Here is a 20,406-nt window from a genome sequence, read left to right as displayed (position 1 = left end):
ATGCAAAATTAGCTAAATAAATAAAAAAATACAAAAAATACCAATAGGATACTTGCTGCTATTTGCTAGGATTAGCTAAAATGAAATTACGATTTTTTCAAGTTACTGCAGATGAATTCTCAACAAGACACAATTTATGCTTCCGCTAGCGAACAAATATCAGATTTTCAGTTTGATAATCGTGTAGCAGGTGTTTTTAACGACATGATCCGTCGCTCTGTTCCTGGTTATACCCAAATCATTAGCACCATAGGTGATTTTGCTAATCGTTACGTAACACCAAAATCTAACGTTTACGATTTAGGAAGTTCGTTAGGTTCAGCTACGCTAAGTATTCGTCGTCAAATTGAGCAGCGTCAATGCCGTATCATTGCCGTTGATAATAGCGAATCAATGGTGTCTCGTTGCCAAGAGAATCTATCAGCCTACGTTAGCGATACCGAAGTCGAATTAATTTGTGGTGATATAAGAGACATCGAAATATCAAACGCATCAATGGTGGTGCTTAACTTTACATTACAGTTTTTACCTGTAACGGATAGAGACGCAATCATCGCCAAAATTTATCAAGGACTATTGCCTGGTGGTATATTAGTCATATCAGAAAAATTACGCTTTGAAGATGCTACTATTCAGACATTACTGGATGAGCAACACTTAGACTTTAAACGTGCCAATGGATATAGCGAATTAGAAATTAGCCAAAAGCGCAGTGCATTAGAAAATGTCATGCGCCCTGATAGCTTATCTATGCATCAACAGCGTTTTGCCGATAATGGTTTTAGCCATTCGACAGTGTGGTTTCAATGTTTTAACTTTGCATCTATGGTGGCAATAAAGTGATTAGTTTTAGTTCTTTTTATCAGCAAATAGCAGACTCGAATCTTCAACATTGGTTAGAAGAACTTCCAGCAATATTAGGTAAATGGCAGCGTGAACATAAACACGGCAATTTACCTAAATGGGAAAAAGTACTCAATAAGCTACATTACCCAGCGCCAACTACAATAGACCTCTTCAATGGTGTACAAATTGGAGATGGCTCGCAATTAACTACGGGACAAGCTGAAAAGCTAAAGAATTTACTCGGATTATTTCAACCTTGGCGTAAAGGACCATTTCAAATCCATGGTATCGACATTGACACTGAATGGCGAAGTGATTGGAAATGGGACCGAGTAAAAGAACATATTTCACCACTTGAAAACCGTACGGTTTTAGATGTGGGTTGTGGCAGTGGTTACCATATGTGGCGAATGCTTGGTGCTGGTGCTAAACGTGTGGTTGGTATTGACCCTTCACCACTATTTTTATGCCAGTTTGAAGCGGTTAAACGTCTAGCAGGTAATGAACACCCTGTTCATTTATTACCACTAGGAATTGAAGAGTTACCTCCACTCGACGCCTTTGATACCGTATTTTCAATGGGAGTCCTTTACCACCGCCGTTCACCTATAGATCACTTGCTTCAATTACGCGACCAATTAAGAATGGGTGGCGAACTTGTGCTTGAAACGTTAGTCATAGATGGTGATGAAAATGCCGTTCTTGTACCAGAAGATAGATATGGCAAGATGAATAACGTGTGGTTTTTACCCTCTGTAGATGCACTCATGCTATGGTTAAAGAAATGCGACTTTACCGATATTAGATGTGTAGACGTAGATATTACATCTATGGCAGAACAACGTTCTACGCAATGGATGAAGAATGAATCTTTAGTGGATTATCTTGACCCTAATGATGTGAGCTTAACAGTAGAGGGTTACCCTGCTCCTAAAAGAGCCACAATCATAGCAATAAAAAATCAACCCAATCATGATTTAGTCTAACCTTACACTGGTTAGTAATAACAAATAGTAAAAATAATAAATTCAGATGTATTAATAACAGGAATTGTCATGTTAAAGCAGGTAATCGTTTTATCAATCACCGCTACTTTAATGGCCGGTTGTGCAAGTAAAGACAAAATCACGCCAGTTGGAAGTGATGAGTTAAATGCAAATTTAGCTTCGTCTCAAACTGCCATCATTGAAGCCATTAATGCACAATGCGCCCACTCTACCGCCGAGATGCAAAGCTTAAGCGCTGAAGTAAACGATCTAAAATTACAGATTACCGATGCACTAGCAAAACAATCTAAAAAAATGAATGATGATGCAGCTGCGCTTGCACAGCTCAGTGAAGCTCCGCAATGTCCTGAATCTGCAGTGTCTGACAAAATCATGCTTGGTGAAGTTGAACATGTTTATGTCGATGAACTTAAGGCGTCATTTGAAACACGTATTGATACCGGTGCTGAGTCTTCATCATTAGACGCCAGAAATATCGTTCTTTTTGAGCGAAACGGTGTTCAGTGGGTTCGTTTTGATGTAATGACCAATGGAAAAGATCAACCAGGTAATACGTTCGAGCATAAAGTTGAGCGATTTGTACGTATTAAACAAGATGCAGATGCGCCAGACGATAGACGCCCAGTGATCCATGCTCATCTAAAAATTGGCAAATATGCAGCTGAAACAGATTTAAACTTAACCGACCGAAGCCACCTTGAATATCCATTACTGCTCGGTCGTAAGTTTATGAAAGACATTGCAGTTGTTGATGTCGGCCAAATTTATATTCATGGTAAAAAACCACAACAAGCAGCGACTAACAGCCAATAGGACTTAAAATGCATTCTCGTAAACCGTTTTTTATCTTTGTCGCCCTACTTTTTATATTTGGCATTAGTACCAGTATTTATCGAAGTGTTGAGCATAACGTACCGTTTTTTCCGGGCAAACAAGTTCAAAGCTGGTCAGTAGAGGCCAAAGTGATGTTCAATGGCACAGACAAACCTGCTGAAGCATCTTTGTCTTTACCACAAGATCCCGCATTTGACGTGCTTGCTGAAAATGCCACATCTGCAGGTTATGGCTTAAACATCTCTGAAGGTGAAGATCGCCGTGCCGTGTGGTCAATACGTGAAGCTTCAGGCCGCCAATCTCTGTACTACCGCGTCACATTAGTGCCTACGGGTCAGTTATCAGTAGATGCAGAAGAAGAACCTGTGACTCCTGAACCATACCTTTGGCAGGTTACAGAGCGCGGTGCAGCTGAACAAATTATCAATGATGTATGGGAGCGAAGCGCCAGTAATCTGTCTTACGCGCAACAGCTTATGTCTGTGATTAATGACAGTAATCAATCTCAAAATCTCGCCCTATTGTTATCGGTAAATACGCGTACCCAACTATTTTTACATATGATGCAATCTAAAGGGGTTCCAGCTAAACAAGTTAGCGGCTTAATGCTTGAAGATCAGCGTCGTCGTCAACAATTAAATCCCTATGTTCAAGTCTACCAAGATGGTGAGTGGGTATTATTTGACGTTGAAAATAATAAACAAGGCCGTCCTGAAAACTTGGTTCTTTGGCAGCACAATGGCTTATCAGTACTCGATGTAACTGGGGGGAGTAATTCACAAGTTAACTTCTCAATGTTACAAGAGACTCGCTCAGCCTTAGCGACCTCTATCGATATGATGATGAATACCGATAGCTTAGACTTCTCTTTGTATCAATTACCACTTGAAGAGCAAAGCACCTTTAAGGGCATTCTATTAATTCCTATTGGTGTGTTAGTCGTCGTATTCTTGCGCGTCATTATCGGGATTAAAACGTCTGGTACGTTTATGCCAGTATTAATCGCCCTCGCCTTTATACAAACTACATTATTGACAGGTCTAATCGGCTTCTTGCTAATTGTGGCGTTTGGTTTGATGATTCGTTCTTACTTATCGCAGCTCAACTTACTGCTAATATCCCGAATATCGGCCGTCATCATTGTGGTCATTTTCATCATTGGCTTATTTACCCTTATCTCTTATAAGGTTGGGCTTAGTGAAGGATTAACTATTACCTTCTTCCCGATGATTATTCTTGCTTGGACGATTGAAAGAATGTCGATTTTATGGGAAGAAGAAGGCCCTAAATCAGTCATGATGGCAGGTGGCGGCAGTCTATTTGTCGCAACCTTAGCTTATTTGGCAATGAGTAACACGCTAATCCAACATTGGGTATTTAACTTCTTAGGTATTCACTTAGTGATTTTAGCCTTAGTTCTTGTGATGGGACAATACACAGGATATCGCTTAACAGAGCTTAAACGCTTTAAGCCTTTGGCTGGAGATAAGTAATGAACTTTGCTTGGCCTTGGGAGTTACGCAGAAATGGCGTGTTAAACATGAATAAGCGCAATATCGATTATATTGGCAAATATAATCCACGTAAGTTTTACAAGCGTGTTGATGATAAATTGATTACAAAGCAGCTTGCGCTAGCTAACGATATTGCGGTGCCTGACTTAATTGGTGTTGTTGAAGAACAACATAAAATTAATGAAATCCCACAAATGGTTTTAGGACGAAGTGGCTTTGTTATCAAACCCGCTAAAGGATCTGGTGGTAAAGGGATTTTAGTTATTACCCATGTAGAAAATGGACGTTACTACAAACCTAATGGTGACGAAGTTACCCCTAATGAAGTCTACCGTCATGTATCAAACATATTGAGTGGCTTATTCTCCTTAGGCGGTAAGCCAGATGTCGGTATTGTTGAAGGCTTAATTCAATTTGATCCGGTTTTTGACGGTTTCAGTTATGAAGGCGTTCCAGATATTCGGTTGATTATTTTCAAAGGCTACCCCGTCATGGGAATGCTTCGATGTTCTACTGCAGCCTCAGACGGCAAAGCTAATTTGCACCAAGGCGCAGTTGGTGTTGGTTTAGATATCGCGACAGGTAAGAGCCTGCATGCAGTTCAGTTCGATAAACCAGTGCTTAAACACCCAGACACCAACTTTGAATTATCAAAAATTCAAGTACCCAATTGGGACACACTGTTACATACCGCATCAAGCGCTTATGAGATGTGTGAACTGGGTTACTTAGGTACCGATATGGTATTAGATAAAGAACGTGGGCCTTTATTACTTGAGCTCAATGCACGTCCCGGACTTGCTATTCAAACAGCAAATGGAAAAGGGATTGTAGGAAGACTTAAACATGTCGAAGGTCTAAAAGGACCGACGTTATCAGTGGAAGAACGCGTCGCTTATGCAAAAGAACACTTTTGTAGTAATCCTAGTTTTTAGTCTTATGGCAACTGCTCCGGCAGTTGCCAGTCCTTTAAACCTCTTCATTCAGCAATGTTTGCAATTTAAGCCAACATTATCTCAGCTTGATACTCAAGCCAGTGCTTCAACTCAAGCTGTTCAATTTGAGCAGCTCACCCTTGGCTTTAATAACATCAATGATAGGTTAAATTACTATCGTGACTTAGCCCAAGATAATCAACGTGAAAGCATCTTAATGTGTCAGCTACATCTTGCTGATGAATTACAAGCCATGCTCAATTCTCCTAACTTAACGAAGTTGATCAGTAAGCTTGATAATGATGAGCCTACCTACGCCAAATTATCCTTAAGACTGGCCACATTAAAAGCCACACAGTTAGATATTAACCTCAAGTCGCAACTCCATAATGCGCAAGCAACAATTAGGCGAAACTTACAAAGCCAACATCTCTCAATGGTATTTAATCAATCTGGCTGTGAATTACCTCAACCAATTAACTCAGCGACAGCGGAAATCAAGTCAAAAGAAACGCTCGACATGAGTAACGTAGAAACTAACGAAAGAAATAAGAAAGATTTTGATATCAGTTTAGCAAAATACCTTATTTTACAACCTGATGAACAATGCAGAAAAAGTGCTTGGATTGCTTACCAAACAAGAGCGAAAGAAAAAAATAAAACGCCACTTGCTGCAATTAAAACAATTAAAATGGCATCTAATGCCGCTAAGCCATCAATTTACTCAGCGCAATATTACGACAGCAATTTAACCTCTGCACAAATCACAAGATTTTTAAACTCTCAAACAAGCAACATCAATGTAGCCCCATGGAATATTGGTCAGCACCTCGCAAAGCTGCCTCATCAAGCATATCAGGGCACAACGTCAGCGTTAACGTTAATCGAACAAAGCATGGACGTGCTGAGTGATTTTGGCGTTACATTCGACGTGATTAAGCCTTATGCTCATAAGCTCGATAATAATCTATCCTCGCAACAAACTAATAATTTAAACGTTACCGGTACAGATACTGATACTGATACTGATACTGATACAGAAAGTCTCACGTTAAATGCAAATCAAAACACGACCATACGTGTTTGGCATGACAAGCGTTTATTAGGTGAGTTATTTATCCACCCTGGCGAGAAAACAACGACCCACACCATACGTTACCCTGTGATCGGGCATCAATTTGCGCAGGTTAGCATCAGTTATCGAGAAAAAATCAAAAATAGAAGACAAGCATTAAACGTCATTGACGCGATAGCGCAAGCTATATCGGGACTTGCTAGAGGCAGCCAATTTTACTTAAACAATAAATTTGGCGCTTCAGCGGATCACCATCAACTTGGTCAGCATTGGTTAAGCCAATATATACAACTGCGTGTCCCACACTTGCAAGCCTCGGCGCGTGAGCAAGCTGCTAGCGTTTATCAGCAGCAATTAAGAGTGTTTAGAAGTCAGTTAATAATGCAGTTCTATTCAACATCTCATTTAGACACTGCAAGTTTACACAACACTTTTTATAATAGTTTTAATTCACACTGGTATGAAGCGGCAGATTTAACCTATAGTTTTAACGGCATTGCTAACGAAGGCATCGAGTATTATTTACCGCTATGGTATCAAGCACTTGTTAATGTCATTATTCACTCTCGTAAATCGTCAGTAACAGCGCGTCAAGTTTTTGAAATTTTTATTGTTAATGAAGATAATTTAATTCTCAGCGAGCAATTGGCCATTATACTAGCGCCACCCACTGATATTTCATCCATCATCAGGAGAACCATAAATGACGGCAATTCGAAAGATTAAATCATTTGCTTGTTTAGCTAGTTTTTCTTTGTTACTCACCTCTGGTGCAAGTTTCGCTAAAACTGGTGAATCCAACGATCACCAGCTCACACATGAACAAGTACGAAGTGCAATTCAAGTGAACCTAGAACAAAACATGTATTCTTTGCCGCCAAGAATTCAAGGGCATTATGGTTTAAGAATGTATCGAATGACAGGTGATGAAAAGTATTCTAATGCTGCCTTAATTGATCTTATTACCATTACTGAGCGCCAAAACTTCTTTGCTTGTAACCTAGATAAACCTAATTTTATCAATGAACAAAGCCAACAAGTGATTAGCATGTTAGGTAAAGGCCCTCGTGCTAAAGCTCGTAAAAAAGCACTAGCACCCTTCCCTGAATTCATTTTCTACAGTGATATTTTATTACGTTATGCAAGTAGAACTGATGAATTAGGCTTTATGGGACCTTGTCATCAGCAAATGGTTAAGGCAGTAAAATCATACGATTTAGCGCCAGCATTAACTGATCCTGCAATGATAAAAGCATGGGCAGCACAACTGGTAAACTATGTATATTGGGCTAAACAGCTTAATGTTGGCGATTATGTCGCAGAATATAAAAAAGCGTTTATCGAGACTTACCCAAATGAGCAGGATTCTGAATTAGATAAAAAGCAATTTAGAAACAAACTCTACGGTATGACGCACTTTATTTTTGCTGCAAGCGGCTATTATCAACAAGAAGTGAGTCAAAAAGAATTCCAATGGATTTTAGACTATTTCGATAGCAATATTGAACGAATTTTAACTGACGCCACTGACGATATTATTGCCGAAGTAGGTATTAGTTTCTTACTTACAGGCCAGCGAGATCATCCTGTGGTGAAGAAAACTCAAGATCACATAACCTCTTCGTTTAATCCTGAGTATCAGCTTATTCCATCACCAAGAGGAAATCCTGATATGGTCATGGGAGAACATCGAAATGTGCTGGCAATGATGCTATTAGATTGGCCAAAAACGCTGCATAAAGGCCCATACTTAGCAAATATCAAAGCAACTCAAAAGTATTTGCCAGTGCAAGTCACTTCAAAAGAGAAGATTAAACCAAACAAGTAAGCTTAACTTGTTATATGGCGCGTTATACAACGCGCCATTTTTATATCAAATAGTTAAATACAAATAGAGAAAAAAATGAGTAGAGCTAAATCCACCCTAGAACAATGGCGAATAATACAATCAGTTGTAGATTACGGTGGATACGCGCAAGCGGCTGAAAAAATGAATAAAAGTCAATCTTCACTAAATCATGCAGTCGCTAAATTACAATCACAACTCGGTATTCAGTTACTTGAAGTTAAAGGCAGAAAAGCCTACCTAACTGAGCAAGGCGAAGTATTACTAAGACGCTCCCGTCATTTAACTCAAACTGTGGATGATTTAGAGTTACTTGCCAGTAATCTAGGACAAGGTTGGGAGCCAAATTTAACCATTGCTCGAGAACTCATCTATCCGATGCACTATTTAGTTGGTGCATTGCAAGCCTTCTTACCACATAGTCGAGGCACTCGAGTCACTATTATCGATTCTGTCATTTCTGGTACTCATGAGTTAATTACGCAACAACAAGCAGATATCGCTATTTGTGGTGTTCCCCCCAAAGGCTTTATTGCAGAATCTATCTGTGAATCAGAAATGATATTAGTATGCTCCCCTGAACACGCATTAGCACAACAATCAGTGATTAATGACGATCAAGAATTAGCGCAACATTTGCAAATCGTTATTAAAGATACCGCGAAAGAAAAAACCATCGAGACAGGTTGGCTCAAGTCAGAACAACGCTGGACGGTAACCAATTTTCATGAGGCCATTACCATTTTAAAAAATGGGTTGGGATTTTGTTGGTTACCCGCTTATTTAGTCAGTGAAGACATTGCTAATAAGTCACTACATAGATTGTCATTAATCGGCAGCACAAGTCGGAAAATCCAACTTTCACTGGTTGTACCAAACCGCGATAGACAAGGTCCTGCTAGCCAATTATTGGAATCGCTGATTCTAAAACAGCATGGGCTTACTCGACTTTAGGCTTTTATTAAATAGACGGTAACGCTGTAGCATATTGCAGATAATTGATTAAACAGCGATATCAATGGCTGACAAACGTGTATTGGTTTCACGTTCTGATTGAGGGTTTGGTTGAAAGTTTGATTGATCAGACAATGTGGAATTAAGCTGTTCAAGCTCTAGTCCACTATTGAGGCTGTCACCATCAACATTGTTAAAAATCTGGCCTAAGTCATTAATATGTTGAGTTTCCTCTGTCGACATTACTTTTTCTTGTCGCTCGACTATAAGCTCTTTTTTGGCTTCATTTAATTTTCGAGTTGCTTCTGCAGCGACTTGTAAATCTGCTGATGAAGGCTGAACGGGTGCCATTGCTGCAGCGTAAACTTTCTGCATCTTAGTAACCGTAGCTTGAGCATCCCCTTCTATCACGCCGACATCAATGTTTACCTTACCTTCTACTGCATAACGCTTACCATCCGGACCTTTTTCGTAGGTATATTCAGGAGAGTTAGCATAATTGCCACCGACTGCAGCATGAGCTTGTTCGTGAGTTTTAACTTCAAGATCTCTTGCTGCAAGTGCCTTGATAATTGCTTCATCTTTTTGTTGTTGAACCTTTTCCTGATCAGCTTGTTCTTTTTCTGCCTGCTCTACTTGGTCTTGCTTTTCTAATTTATCTTTCTCTGCAGATTGTTCTTGTTCAGTCGGCTCTTGCTGGCTAGAACTTGTGACCGCTTGTTCTGACTTCACAGATTGAGAAGTGTCAGCATTAGGATTAATGATGGGATCCTGTTCCGTTGATTTCTCATTCTTTAGCATGACAGTAGCGGCATGATTGATATCACTCGCTCCCATTAGCCCTGCAACATTGACCGCACCGGTTTTTAAATTGTAGGTCGCACTATTTTCTGATGAAGTTTGAGAAATAGCAGACTGTAATGAGGCCCCCGTAGGAATTAACGTTTGAAATGCTAGCTTATCAGCATGGCTAGCACCATCCATCTGACGAATTTGAGAAGGTGATATTTCAGGCGCATGTAACGCTGTAGGTTCACTCTTACTTGACGTCACTAGTGCAGTCTTTGAAGGTGCGACTAGTGTTGATGGTGCAATAAACGTTGGCGTTGTTGGACTTGATGCTTGGATTGTTGATTGAGTTAATACTTGAGCAGATTGACTTGAAGCTTGAGTTGAAACCAGGCTTGATGAAGTCGTGGTCTTTTCGGAATTTGAAACTGCCGTTAACGGCGTTACAGCATTCCTAGCTATAGCTGATTGGCTATATTGAGTGACAGTTTGTTCAGTTTGAATCATTTTAGGATTCAAACTGTGGCTAACCGCATTAATCATAATCAAACAGATAAATCGATAACTGTGCCAACATTTTCATTGGCGACATTAATGACCTCTGCAGATGCTTGACCATGATTAACCGCTTGTTGAGCATCAATTAGTGCTGACACTTTATCTGACGAATTTGATTGACTACTCAAGCTAACTGTATCTTCAGCTAAATAAGCCGAAGATGAAGTTTGAACCGGTTCTGGTTTAGCCACTGTGGTGGTTGCCTGAGCAAGATCATTCTGAGCCCCTTGAAGGCCTTGAACACCTGAACTCATTGCTGAAGGTATTTGCATACTCGTTGTCCTTAATTTGTAGACAATCAAACTAACAACAATTATCAAACAAAATATGCAATTTGTACAGTGAGAGCGAGCTTCAATTTTCTTCCCTTGCACAAAGAAGATTGTGTATGAACCTTACTTCTAGCACCAAGCTTTTTCCCAATCTTTCCAAACGGGGTTTAAGCCTATAGTACGCATAGTATTTGCCATTTCACTGGCGCTACGCTCATCACTTATTTCAAACTGATCCAATTGTGTATTAGGGTTTTGATACCCGCCAGGCTCTGTTGAGCTCCCTGCACTGATATTGGTGACGCCAAGCGGCAGTAAATTGTTCCTAAAGCTAGGTTCTTCACGTGTTGACAAGCTAATCTCAAGTTGCGCATTGAATAATCTGAATGCACAAATCATTTGCACTAAGCCTTTATCAGTTAACTCAACTTTCGGGGTCACACCACCAGTACAAGGTCTTAATCTTGGTAGAGAAATACTATAACGAGAACGCCAGAAGCGACGTTCTAAATACGATAGATGATAGCCCATTAATAGTGCATCTAAACGCCAATCATCCAAACCAAGTAATACTCCAAGACCAATTTTATCAACACCAGCACTAGCTACACGCTCAGGTGTGGTTAACCGATAGACGAAGTCTTGTTTTTTACCACGCGTATGATGCTTAGCATAGGTTATAGGTTGATACGTTTCTTGATAGACCATAACAGCATCTAAGCCTAATGCTACAAGCGCTTGATACTCTTCTGTTTTTAATGGCTGCACTTCAATAGCAACATAGCTAAAATGTTGCTTAACTATTGGTAAAACATGGCTAAAATAGTCAATTCCTACTTTGGTTTCGTGCTCACCTGATACCAATAAAATTGAATCAAAACCACGTTGTTTAATGATCGAAATTTCTGCTATTAACTCATCATCAGACAATGTTTTTCTTTTCAATTTATTACTCATTGAAAAGCCGCAATAATCACATTCGTTAGCACATAAATTAGATAGATATAGAGGTAAGTACATACCAATATTGGCACCAAAGCGTTGTCTTGTTATCTGATATGCTTGCTGCGCCATTTGCTCTAAATATGCAGATGCCGCTGGTGATAACAGTGCCATTAAGTGGTCGATATCACGCTGCGGGGCGGCAAGTGCACGCTCAACATCATTAGCTGTGCAGGAATATAACTGCATGGACAACTTATCGAGGTCTAATTGTTTAAAATAATCACTAAAACTCATCGTTTCATCCTGATAAAAAATCTACCGTCCATCAAATAACCTCTAAGGTTTATATAAACTTCTCAGTTTGATCAGTTCTCTAAAAACTGTGTCAATGGACTGGTATGTTCAGCATGTTTTGTCACACTACCAAGACCTGCAAGATAAGCTATACGCCCAGTGTTAACAGCATCTTTAAAACATGTCGCCATATGTTGAGGATTGGCACTACTCGCAATTGCTGTGTTAACTAACACAGCATCAGCTCCCATTTCCATTGCCCGACACGCTTGTGAAGGCGCACCTATCCCAGCATCGATGACGACTGGAATATTAGCTTGCTCAATGATGATTTCTAAAAATGGTTCTGTCGCTAAACCCTGATTGCTGCCTATTGGGCTGCCCAGTGGCATCACAGCAGCGCAGCCAACTTCTTCAAGTCGACGACATAACACTGGATCTGCGTGAACATATGGCAACACTGTAAAGCCTTTTTCACATAACACTGAGGCTGCAGCAAGCGTTTCTATAGCATCAGGCATCAGGTATTTAGGGTCTGGGTGAATTTCAAGTTTAACCCAATTAGTACCAAGCATTTCTCTAGCTAACTCAGCAGCAAAAATGGCTTCTTTCGCTGTACGAGCGCCAGCGGTGTTAGGCAATAGCTTCACCCCCATTTCTTGTAAAGGCGTGAGTAAGTCATCAAAGTTCTTGCTGAGATCGATACGTTTCATGGCTAATGTGACCAGCTGCGATTGCGATGTCGATAATGCAGCTAACATGGTTTCAGTATCAGAAAACTTGCCAGTTCCGGTAAATAACCGAGATTCAAATTGGTGATCGGCAATAGTTAACATGTCAGCCTCCTGCTACCGCTGAAAAAATATCTATTTTATCGCTATCTTGACACTCAATTTGAGCCCAACGACTTCTTGGTACCACTTGTTCATTCAGCACTAAGGCCACTGTTTTAGGATTAATTTCCTTTGACTCAATTAACTGCAACAAACTCGGGTTATGACCTACCTGTTCTTGTAAGCCATTAAATTTTATCGTAATCATATATTCCAGCCTTACCTAGCTCAGTTAGGTTAACTTGTATAACAAACGGGACATTCAGCATCTTGACTCAGCGTAACTTGACGCCATTGCAAACTGCGAGCATCAAAAAGATGTAACAGCCCTATTAATGATTGTTTCGCGTCATCGTCACCACTAAGCCATTGCAATCCCATCAGTGTTTGCATTGATGCGACACTAAGCACTGCTGCATTTAATACACCGAGATCAGAACACTTTTGAGCCATTAAGGTATCTTCTGGGAACAGACATTGAAAACAGCCACTACGGATATTTGGCAGTGCTTTTGCTGACTTAGTTTGTGTTGAATTAGTTTGTATTGAATTAGCTTGTGTTGAACTTGCTAGTGACGTGTCATGCATAGATGCGGTTATTGATAAAGGCTCATAAGCCGGCGCAACACACAATAATTGCCCCTGGTAACCACTAATAGCAGCACTAATTAAGGGTATTTGATACTTAACCGCGACTTTATTATTCAGCAATCGAGACTCGAAATTATCAGTACAATCGAAAATAATATCGACACTTTGCAGTACATCAGCATCCTGTTCAGTGAAGCGTTTTTGACGGGCTGTTATTGTGCAGTCTTCATAAGCTAACGATAGTTTTTGCGCGGCAACGGTTACTTTAGCTTTACCAATATCCGAATCTGTAAATAACAGCTGCCGAGGTAAGTTAGAAAGTTCAACCTTGTCATCATCAAATAATATTAATTCATCGATACCTGCAGCAGCGAGTTGTTGAGCCACAGCATGACCTAAGCCACCGACTCCAATGACTACAGCCTTACTCATTTGCAGTGTTTGCTGTCCCAACTCGCCAAATTCAGGCAGCAATATTTGCGCAGAAAAACGCATAAATTGCTGGTCACTCAGTCCATAAGTCTTACTCATCGCACACCTCTTCTAACTGAGGTCTACGAGTGACTAGATCTGTAGGGCTATCACTCGCGCGATGAGGACTAAACTCTGGTGCTAACCATTGTTTGTGCAGCTTTAAATAAGCGCTAGCTGGCTCATTTGCGGTTGTAACGGCTCTCACTACAGCAGCACTGTCTACACCTGTGTGCTTAATTTGTGCGAGAACCGATTCATTGATCCCACCTATTGCTACGGTTGGACAAACATGTTTTAACAACTCAGCATAAATCGAAAGCTTTTCTAAACCTTGCGGTTTTGAAGGCATCACTTTGGTTGTGGTGGCAAAGATATGCCCCAGTGCGATATACGAAGGTTTTAATTGATTGGCCAATAAAATTTCGAACACACTGTGGCTAGAAAGACCTAATGCAATGCCTGCACTTTTAAGGGCTGGTAAATCAGCGAGAATCGCATCTTCTTGCCCTAAATGCACCCCAAACGCATCATGTTTTAGAGCTAATTGCCAATGATCATTGATAAATACTTGCGCATTGTATTGTCTACCTAATGCGATAGCTTGCTTAATATCCCGCTCAAGCTGCTCACTAGAAACAAGACTGTCGGCTTTAATTCGTAATTGTACGGTCGTGCAATTCGCTTGCAGTAATTGCGCTAGCATCGCTATGTCATCAACAACAGGATAAATGCCGATATCACGTTGCAAACGCACAAACTCATTAGCTTGTGCATCATGGTTTAACGCGCTATCGAGCAATAATGCATTATTGATATAATATGCAATCTTAGGATAATAACTAATATCACTTGGCCATCCTGTTTTTGCTACAGGTCCTGCGCCTTTCCCATAACTAACACTATAGGTTAAGCCTTTTAAAACATATGCTTTTGCCATGACAATCGCATCATGCAAAACAAAACCTTTGGCCATAAAAGCAGCTATTGCACTTGAAAGCGTGCAACCAGTACCATGATTATTTGCTGTTAATACTCTTGGTGCGGTTAGCCAATATCGCTGAAATTGGTGTTCTTCACTGACACCTAAAACTGCCTCACAGACAAATAAATCAATGGCATTATCACCTTGCCAACCATGAGTATCACCACCTTTAGCCAACACATGACAATCTAGATATTCACTTAACCAACATGACGCTTTATAAAAGCCATGCTGAGCATCAATATCAATATTCGATTGGGTTAGCTTTATAAGTTCATGGGCATTGGGGGTAATCAAATCCACTAGCCCTTTGAATGGAGTAAAATCTAACTCAGACTCACTATTGAGGCTGTCTCCAGAGCTTGCGACCATAACTGGATCTAAAATGATAGGGATAGTCTTAAAGGCCAATGAACGACATTTAAATGATTTTATCCAACGAGCTATTAATTCAAGCTGTTTTTGATTGGCAATTAAGCCAATTTTTATTGCTGATGGCGCTAAATCCTCGGCCAAAGCATTTAGCTGGCCGAGTAACATTTCTTGAGAAACAGCGTCAACCTTTGCAACAGTAACGGAATTTTGCGCCGTCAATGCTGTGATAACACTGCAGCCAAAGCATGACAAATCATTAATTGTCGCTAAATCGGTTTGTATACCAGCGCCTCCACCACTATCAGACCCAGCAATCGTCCAAACGATTGGCTTGGCACATTGTGGTTGTTGACGCTGTTGATGAAATTGGTCCATGAATCACCCCTCAACAGACTCAGATTCCAATTCCATTTCCATTTCCATTTCCAGCTTATCGCTCGTCTTATTGAGTGGTTGATAGATTTCTGAGCCTGTGGCTTTAAATTCAGCCGACTTTTGTGCCATTGCCGCTTCAATATGTTGAGGATCATTAACCTGAGAAGCACTAAATGCAGTTGCATCTACCACTGAAATGGTTTGTGAAACCCCGGTATTACCTGCTTCACGTTCTTGTTTGGCAGCATAATCACGTACTTCTTGCGTGATTTTCATCGAGCAGAATTTAGGGCCACACATTGAGCAAAAGTGCGCGACTTTAGCAGATTCTTGTGGCAATGATTCATCGTGATACGCTCTTGCAGTATCAGGGTCTAAACCTAGGTTATATTGATCTTCCCAACGAAACTCAAAACGGGCTTTAGATAAGGCGTTATCACGAATTTGTGCGCCAGGGTGCCCCTTGGCAACATCCGCTGCATGAGCCGCAATTTTATAAGCGATTAATCCCTGTTTAACGTCTTCTTTATTTGGCAGACCTAAATGCTCTTTAGGCGTGACATAACACAACATTGCAACGCCATACCAGGCCATTTGCGCAGCACCAATACCTGACGTAAAGTGATCATATCCAGGAGCTATATCTGTAGTTTGAGGGCCTAAAGTATAAAACGGCGCTTCGTCACAGTGAGCCAATTGTTTTTCCATATTCACTTTGATAAGCTGCATTGGTACATGCCCAGGACCTTCGATAATGGTTTGAACATCATACTCCCACGCCACTTTAACCAATTCGCCTAATGTTTCTAATTCTGCAAATTGCGCTTCATCATTAGCATCAGCAATACTGCCTGGGCGCATGCCATCACCTAGTGACAGTGACACGTCATATGCGGCACAAATCTCACAAATTTCTCTAAAATGCTCGTATAAAAAACTTTCTTTATGATGGCTTAAACACCACTTCGCCATGATCGAACCACCACGAGAAACAATGCCAGTAAGTCGTTTTGCAGTCATTGGCACATAGCGAAGCAATACCCCAGCATGAATCGTGAAGTAATCAACCCCTTGCTCTGCTTGCTCAATCAAAGTATCTCTAAACACTTCCCATGTTAAATCTTCAGCAACGCCATTAACTTTTTCAAGCGCTTGATAAATGGGTACAGTTCCAATCGGCACAGGCGAATTACGGATGATCCATTCACGGGTTTCATGAATATAACGACCAGTGGATAAATCCATCACCGTATCGGCGCCCCATCGAGTTGACCAGACAAGTTTTTCTACTTCTTCTTCAATAGACGAGGTCACCGCTGAGTTGCCAATATTAGCATTCACTTTAACCAAAAAATTTCGGCCAATGATCATTGGTTCAGCTTCAGGATGATTGATGTTAAGTGGGATAATTGCTCTACCACGAGCCACTTCTGAACGAACAAATTCAGCAGTTATTGGCTGACCTATACTTGCCCCAAAGGCTTCACCTTGAGCTTTTTGAGTTAAGATCTTATCGGTAACCTGCTCCCTAGCCATGTTTTCACGAATCGCGATGTATTCCATTTCAGGAGTAATAATCCCCTGTCGAGCATAATGCATCTGTGTAACACACTTGCCCGTTTTGGCGCGTTTAGGAGACACTAAAGCCTCGAAACGTAAATGATCTAACCCATCGTCAGCTAATCTTTGCTGAGTAAAATTAGAACTAACCCCTTTAAGCTGCTCAGTATCTTCACGCTCTTCAATCCATGCTTGTCTAAATTTGTTTAAACCTAGACGGACATTAATTTTGGCTTCAGGATCTGAATAAGCCCCCGCGCAATCATAAACTTTTATTGGTGGGTTTGACTCGGTAACCGGATTCTCGTCATTGCCACCAATAATGGTGTCCGTTTGATGAATTTGGCGCATGCCGACTCGCAAATCATCTCGAGAGCCTGTCAGATAAATTTTTTCAGAGTTAGGATGTTGTAGTGGTTTTAGCGTATCAATAAACGCTTGGGCTTGTTCACGGGTTTGACGACGATTTGACATTAGCAACCTCATAATTAATTAAATAGAGTTGCTTGTCTGGAGAATGATGTTGATGACGAGCGAGTTATAAAAACTCTGTAATTTGCTGATGAAGTTTACTCAAAAATGATCCTTGAGCGTAAACTTTCTATGCTTTTACATTAGAAATAATTTGCTAGAAACAAAGCATAAACGGCTTTATTTTGAAGCGAATCATTTACACGCTAAGCAAAAAAACGAGCAAATTAACTGCTTGTTTCCTTCGCAGGTTTTAACCTGATCAGGTTCAACGGATCCCGAATAAACGGTCTCAGCCATAAGGCACTCCGACAAGATGTCAGCAGTATACTCAGCTTAAATAACAAATTACAAGTGAATTTATATAAAGTTAATTAAGCTTGCGTTCGAAAATCACACTCAGTTAACTAACTGATATTATAACATGTATTATAAAACCAACTTGTTAAAGCATAAGTTGAATGAATATTAATGACAGCAAATAAGTTAAATAAATCTCCAACAAACGAATAAATCATTTAGGGAAGTCGAATTTTAGCTAACCTTTTCTCAATTGACTTTGAAATGGCTTTCTTCATTTTGGCACTATCACAGGGCTCAGCATAACCTAACCCTTCAGCATGAGGATTTATTTGCGTAGGCAGTTTAACAACACGATAGCAGGTATCACCTTGACGCATAATTCGATTCGGATCTAAACGGTGATCAAATGTTGTTGCTTGACGAGTATCTTCAATAATAATGAGTTCAATATCTTTCATCTCCGGTGTCATTTCACTCACACTTGCACCACTTTTTGATGTTGCATTGTGTGCTTGATTACCGATTAATAAATCCAGCGATTGCTGATTCAAGTTTTTTAGCATGTCATGGCTGGCTTGATTAATAATGGCGAGCTTGTCATTACTACCAATACCTATTGCCCCTGATTCGGACGAAAACAAATCACTGTCAAAAAGATGATTATCGCTATTCACTTGCTCAATATCTTGCAAGTACATACTTTCAACGTTATTCCAATTAAACGCTTGTTCTGACTCAACTTGTTGTAACAGTGAAGGTTTCGCTTTAACGGTATCACTTAATTTTACCACCGCTTTGAGTTCAGAGTCCTGTTGTGATTGAATCTGTTGCATTGTCACTTCAACAACAGGTGCTTTTTCTGGTTCAGGCGCCATTGTTTTTTCTTGACTGGCAGTTGCAGCATTCTCATCTAGCTCAGGTGCTGATTTTTGCAAATCATTTTCTTTAATCGATGCTTCTTCAGCTTTATGTTCTCGCTGCTTATCTGATGCCTCATAAATCGCTGGTAGTTCTGTGGCAACATCTTGAGTATTTTGTTTTGGCGTTTCATCTTCTTGCTGCAAAGATGCCTGTATTGCGGCTAGCTGCTCTGCCGTCATAAAGTAGGCGTTAATTCCTTTTTTACTTGGAGTTTCTGCCACATTTTCCTGTGACTCAACAACCTCGACAAATGCATCAACCGTTTTGTCTGCTACTTGCATTAATAACCAAAAGCCTACTATGTGAACGGCTGAAATTCCAATGATCATCAAAGCCATTTTCCAATAATTTATTGGATTAACAGCTTTATTATGACGTTCATGTTGAGATGAAATAACAGGGGGTAATACAGGAGTGACAATCGCGTTCTCATCTTGAGCAAGAGGCAAAGACGACTTAATAGGGTCAGCTTTATTCGAGATAACTGCCAATTCATATTGATTAAACTCAATTGGCACAACCTCTTCACTACGAGACTCTACTTTAAAAGCTTTATCAACATGTGCTTTAGATTCAACAGAGTTGTCTCGAGGTTGTTTCATTAGCGCTTCCTATCGCATTATGATGGTTAACATTTAGCAGGTCACTTACTCTATATACTGGTAGCATGAATACGGCTTAATGAAATATTAGCCCTATGAATTCAATCATAAAATAACCTATATAAATCATTTAACATACTCAGTTAACCTCAGATACTAAAGATTAAATTTAGTTCAATTCTTATCCGCATTTCCGACTATTTCTACTTATAATTATCTAAGCTACTGAAAATAAACACCATAAATAAGCTTACACGTGTAAGCTAAAATGGTGGTTTTTTCAGATTTAAGCTGTTACTCTAATTTCCTATTTGCTTATCTAGGTCGTATGCAACAATGTCAATTGAGTTAAGAGCGCAACAACAATTAAATCAAACAAGCAGTCATCAAGCTGACTATTGTGCTACTGAAGAAATGGCTAATAGTCTCACTCATGGGCTTGGTGTTGTTGCAGGTATCGCAGCATTTTCCGCAATGTTAATAAAGGGATATGGACAATTAACGACTTTTGAATTACTTGGTGTTGCTATATATGGTTTAAGTATTGTATTGCTGTTTCTTGCATCAACCCTATATCACTCTAGTACCAGCCCAATTTGGCGAAAACGATTCAAAATGGCGGACCATTGTGCAATTTATACCTTGATTGCAGGTACATACACACCTTTAATGCTCATTAGCGTCGATGGTGAACAAGCCAATATTGTTTTAGCATCCATTTGGCTATTAGCGCTAGGGGGTATCATTTTTAAAACCCTGTATATAGGAAAATTTAAAGCCTTTTCAGTCATTCTATATCTGATCATGGGCTGGTTGTGTGTCACCGTAATGAGTGATTTGATAAAAGGTATGTCAGATTTAGGTTTCAATTTGCTCCTTGCAGGTGGTGCATTTTATAGCGTTGGCGTGGTATTTTACGTAAATAAGCGTATTCCTTACAATCATGCTATTTGGCATCTCTTTGTCCTTGCTGGTGCGCTATCGCATTTCTTGTGTATTTACTTAACTGTCATTTAATTATCATTTCCTTCGCATTAAAAATATAATCAT

The 20,406-nt window shown here is 40.1% G+C and carries 18 protein-coding genes and 1 riboswitch; of the genes, 9 read left to right on the top strand and 9 right to left on the bottom strand.

The window, feature by feature from the left end:
• Positions 1-111 precede the first annotated feature (111 nt).
• The 8 genes from cmoA (at position 112) to AN944_RS17275 (ending at position 9,011) form a co-directional block, all read left to right on the top strand.
• Entirely contained in the window at positions 112-843 is a 732-nt protein-coding gene (gene cmoA, locus AN944_RS17310) for a carboxy-S-adenosyl-L-methionine synthase CmoA (RefSeq protein ID WP_055025903.1), read from the top strand.
• Complete coding sequence (cmoB, locus tag AN944_RS17305) at positions 840-1,832, top strand: tRNA 5-methoxyuridine(34)/uridine 5-oxyacetic acid(34) synthase CmoB (RefSeq protein ID WP_055025902.1); 993 nt, start codon at positions 840-842, stop codon at positions 1,830-1,832. The genes cmoA and cmoB overlap by 4 nt, the downstream gene beginning before the upstream one ends.
• A gap of 69 nt (positions 1,833-1,901) precedes the next feature.
• On the top strand, positions 1,902-2,666 hold the full coding sequence (locus AN944_RS17300) for an ATP-dependent zinc protease (RefSeq protein ID WP_055025901.1): 765 nt from the start codon (positions 1,902-1,904) through the stop codon (positions 2,664-2,666).
• An 8-nt stretch (positions 2,667-2,674) separates the two neighbouring features.
• Positions 2,675-4,180, top strand: a complete 1,506-nt coding sequence (locus AN944_RS17295; protein ID WP_055025900.1) for an inactive transglutaminase family protein — start codon at positions 2,675-2,677, stop codon at positions 4,178-4,180.
• Positions 4,180-5,136: an alpha-L-glutamate ligase-like protein gene (locus AN944_RS17290; protein ID WP_055025899.1), complete on the top strand. Its 957-nt coding sequence runs from the start codon at positions 4,180-4,182 to the stop codon at positions 5,134-5,136. Before AN944_RS17295 ends, AN944_RS17290 begins: the two co-directional genes overlap by 1 nt.
• Positions 5,099-6,937, top strand: a complete 1,839-nt coding sequence (locus tag AN944_RS17285; RefSeq protein WP_160319091.1) for a hypothetical protein — start codon at positions 5,099-5,101, stop codon at positions 6,935-6,937. The genes AN944_RS17290 and AN944_RS17285 overlap by 38 nt, the downstream gene beginning before the upstream one ends.
• A complete protein-coding gene (locus tag AN944_RS17280; RefSeq protein ID WP_055025897.1) occupies positions 6,915-8,039 on the top strand; it encodes a DUF3541 domain-containing protein in 1,125 nt (374 codons plus the stop codon). Before AN944_RS17285 ends, AN944_RS17280 begins: the two co-directional genes overlap by 23 nt.
• A 75-nt stretch (positions 8,040-8,114) precedes the next feature.
• Positions 8,115-9,011: a LysR family transcriptional regulator gene (locus AN944_RS17275; RefSeq protein ID WP_055025896.1), complete on the top strand. Its 897-nt coding sequence runs from the start codon at positions 8,115-8,117 to the stop codon at positions 9,009-9,011.
• A 48-nt stretch (positions 9,012-9,059) separates the two neighbouring features.
• Here AN944_RS17275 and AN944_RS17270 read toward each other — a convergent pair whose 3' ends face one another.
• From AN944_RS17270 to AN944_RS17230, 9 genes are all read right to left on the bottom strand, one after another.
• Positions 9,060-10,307, bottom strand: coding sequence for a putative metalloprotease CJM1_0395 family protein (locus tag AN944_RS17270; protein WP_160319090.1), 1,248 nt, complete (start codon positions 10,305-10,307; stop codon positions 9,060-9,062).
• A 38-nt stretch (positions 10,308-10,345) separates the two neighbouring features.
• Positions 10,346-10,630 (bottom strand): hypothetical protein, encoded by a 285-nt coding sequence (locus AN944_RS17265; RefSeq protein ID WP_055025894.1) that lies wholly within the window; start codon positions 10,628-10,630, stop codon positions 10,346-10,348.
• A 129-nt stretch (positions 10,631-10,759) separates the two neighbouring features.
• On the bottom strand, positions 10,760-11,869 hold the full coding sequence (gene thiH / locus AN944_RS17260; protein WP_055025893.1) for a 2-iminoacetate synthase ThiH: 1,110 nt from the start codon (positions 11,867-11,869) through the stop codon (positions 10,760-10,762).
• Between the two features lie 71 nt (positions 11,870-11,940).
• Positions 11,941-12,705, bottom strand: coding sequence for a thiazole synthase (locus AN944_RS17255; RefSeq protein WP_055025892.1), 765 nt, complete (start codon positions 12,703-12,705; stop codon positions 11,941-11,943).
• Position 12,706: 1 nt separating this feature from the next.
• A complete protein-coding gene (gene thiS / locus AN944_RS17250; protein WP_055025891.1) occupies positions 12,707-12,910 on the bottom strand; it encodes a sulfur carrier protein ThiS in 204 nt (67 codons plus the stop codon).
• Positions 12,911-12,939: 29 nt separating this feature from the next.
• The gene (locus tag AN944_RS17245) at positions 12,940-13,824 is read right to left on the bottom strand and encodes a HesA/MoeB/ThiF family protein (protein ID WP_055025890.1); all 885 of its coding nucleotides are present in this window, start codon (positions 13,822-13,824) and stop codon (positions 12,940-12,942) included.
• Entirely contained in the window at positions 13,817-15,499 is a 1,683-nt protein-coding gene (gene thiD, locus AN944_RS17240) for a bifunctional hydroxymethylpyrimidine kinase/phosphomethylpyrimidine kinase (protein WP_082420047.1), read from the bottom strand. Before thiD ends, AN944_RS17245 begins: the two co-directional genes overlap by 8 nt.
• 3 nt (positions 15,500-15,502) lie before the next feature.
• Positions 15,503-17,533: a phosphomethylpyrimidine synthase ThiC gene (gene thiC / locus AN944_RS17235; protein ID WP_055025889.1), complete on the bottom strand. Its 2,031-nt coding sequence runs from the start codon at positions 17,531-17,533 to the stop codon at positions 15,503-15,505.
• A 219-nt stretch (positions 17,534-17,752) separates the two neighbouring features.
• A riboswitch (TPP riboswitch) is annotated at positions 17,753-17,851 on the bottom strand.
• A gap of 197 nt (positions 17,852-18,048) precedes the next feature.
• Positions 18,049-19,356, bottom strand: coding sequence for a hypothetical protein (locus AN944_RS17230; protein ID WP_055025888.1), 1,308 nt, complete (start codon positions 19,354-19,356; stop codon positions 18,049-18,051).
• 336 nt (positions 19,357-19,692) lie between these two features.
• Between AN944_RS17230 and AN944_RS17225 the strand changes: the two genes are divergently transcribed.
• Positions 19,693-20,373: a hemolysin III family protein gene (locus tag AN944_RS17225; protein ID WP_055025887.1), complete on the top strand. Its 681-nt coding sequence runs from the start codon at positions 19,693-19,695 to the stop codon at positions 20,371-20,373.
• Positions 20,374-20,406 lie beyond the last annotated feature (33 nt).

Origin of the sequence: Shewanella sp. P1-14-1, from assembly GCF_001401775.1 — a bacterium.
Classification (GTDB): Bacteria; Pseudomonadota; Gammaproteobacteria; order Enterobacterales; family Shewanellaceae; genus Shewanella; species Shewanella japonica.
This window is presented reverse-complemented; position numbering and strand designations above follow the sequence as displayed.

Bases quoted from the DNA above. Each gene is read 5' to 3' on its own strand.
- cmoA (WP_055025903.1), top strand. From the start codon at position 112: ATGAATTCTCAACAAGACACAATTTATGCTTCCGCTAGCGAACAAATA.
- AN944_RS17300 (WP_055025901.1), top strand. From the start codon at position 1,902: ATGTTAAAGCAGGTAATCGTTTTATCAATCACCGCTACTTTAATGGCC.
- AN944_RS17295 (WP_055025900.1), top strand. From the start codon at position 2,675: ATGCATTCTCGTAAACCGTTTTTTATCTTTGTCGCCCTACTTTTTATA.
- AN944_RS17290 (WP_055025899.1), top strand. From the start codon at position 4,180: ATGAACTTTGCTTGGCCTTGGGAGTTACGCAGAAATGGCGTGTTAAAC.
- AN944_RS17285 (WP_160319091.1), top strand. From the start codon at position 5,099: ATGCAAAAGAACACTTTTGTAGTAATCCTAGTTTTTAGTCTTATGGCA.
- AN944_RS17280 (WP_055025897.1), top strand. From the start codon at position 6,915: ATGACGGCAATTCGAAAGATTAAATCATTTGCTTGTTTAGCTAGTTTT.
- AN944_RS17275 (WP_055025896.1), top strand. From the start codon at position 8,115: ATGAGTAGAGCTAAATCCACCCTAGAACAATGGCGAATAATACAATCA.
- AN944_RS17270 (WP_160319090.1), bottom strand. From the start codon at position 10,307: ATGATTCAAACTGAACAAACTGTCACTCAATATAGCCAATCAGCTATA.
- AN944_RS17265 (WP_055025894.1), bottom strand. From the start codon at position 10,630: ATGCAAATACCTTCAGCAATGAGTTCAGGTGTTCAAGGCCTTCAAGGG.
- thiH (WP_055025893.1), bottom strand. From the start codon at position 11,869: ATGAGTTTTAGTGATTATTTTAAACAATTAGACCTCGATAAGTTGTCC.
- AN944_RS17255 (WP_055025892.1), bottom strand. From the start codon at position 12,705: ATGTTAACTATTGCCGATCACCAATTTGAATCTCGGTTATTTACCGGA.
- thiS (WP_055025891.1), bottom strand. From the start codon at position 12,910: ATGATTACGATAAAATTTAATGGCTTACAAGAACAGGTAGGTCATAAC.
- AN944_RS17245 (WP_055025890.1), bottom strand. From the start codon at position 13,824: ATGAGTAAGACTTATGGACTGAGTGACCAGCAATTTATGCGTTTTTCT.
- thiD (WP_082420047.1), bottom strand. From the start codon at position 15,499: ATGGACCAATTTCATCAACAGCGTCAACAACCACAATGTGCCAAGCCA.
- thiC (WP_055025889.1), bottom strand. From the start codon at position 17,533: ATGTCAAATCGTCGTCAAACCCGTGAACAAGCCCAAGCGTTTATTGAT.
- AN944_RS17230 (WP_055025888.1), bottom strand. From the start codon at position 19,356: ATGAAACAACCTCGAGACAACTCTGTTGAATCTAAAGCACATGTTGAT.
- AN944_RS17225 (WP_055025887.1), top strand. From the start codon at position 19,693: ATGTCAATTGAGTTAAGAGCGCAACAACAATTAAATCAAACAAGCAGT.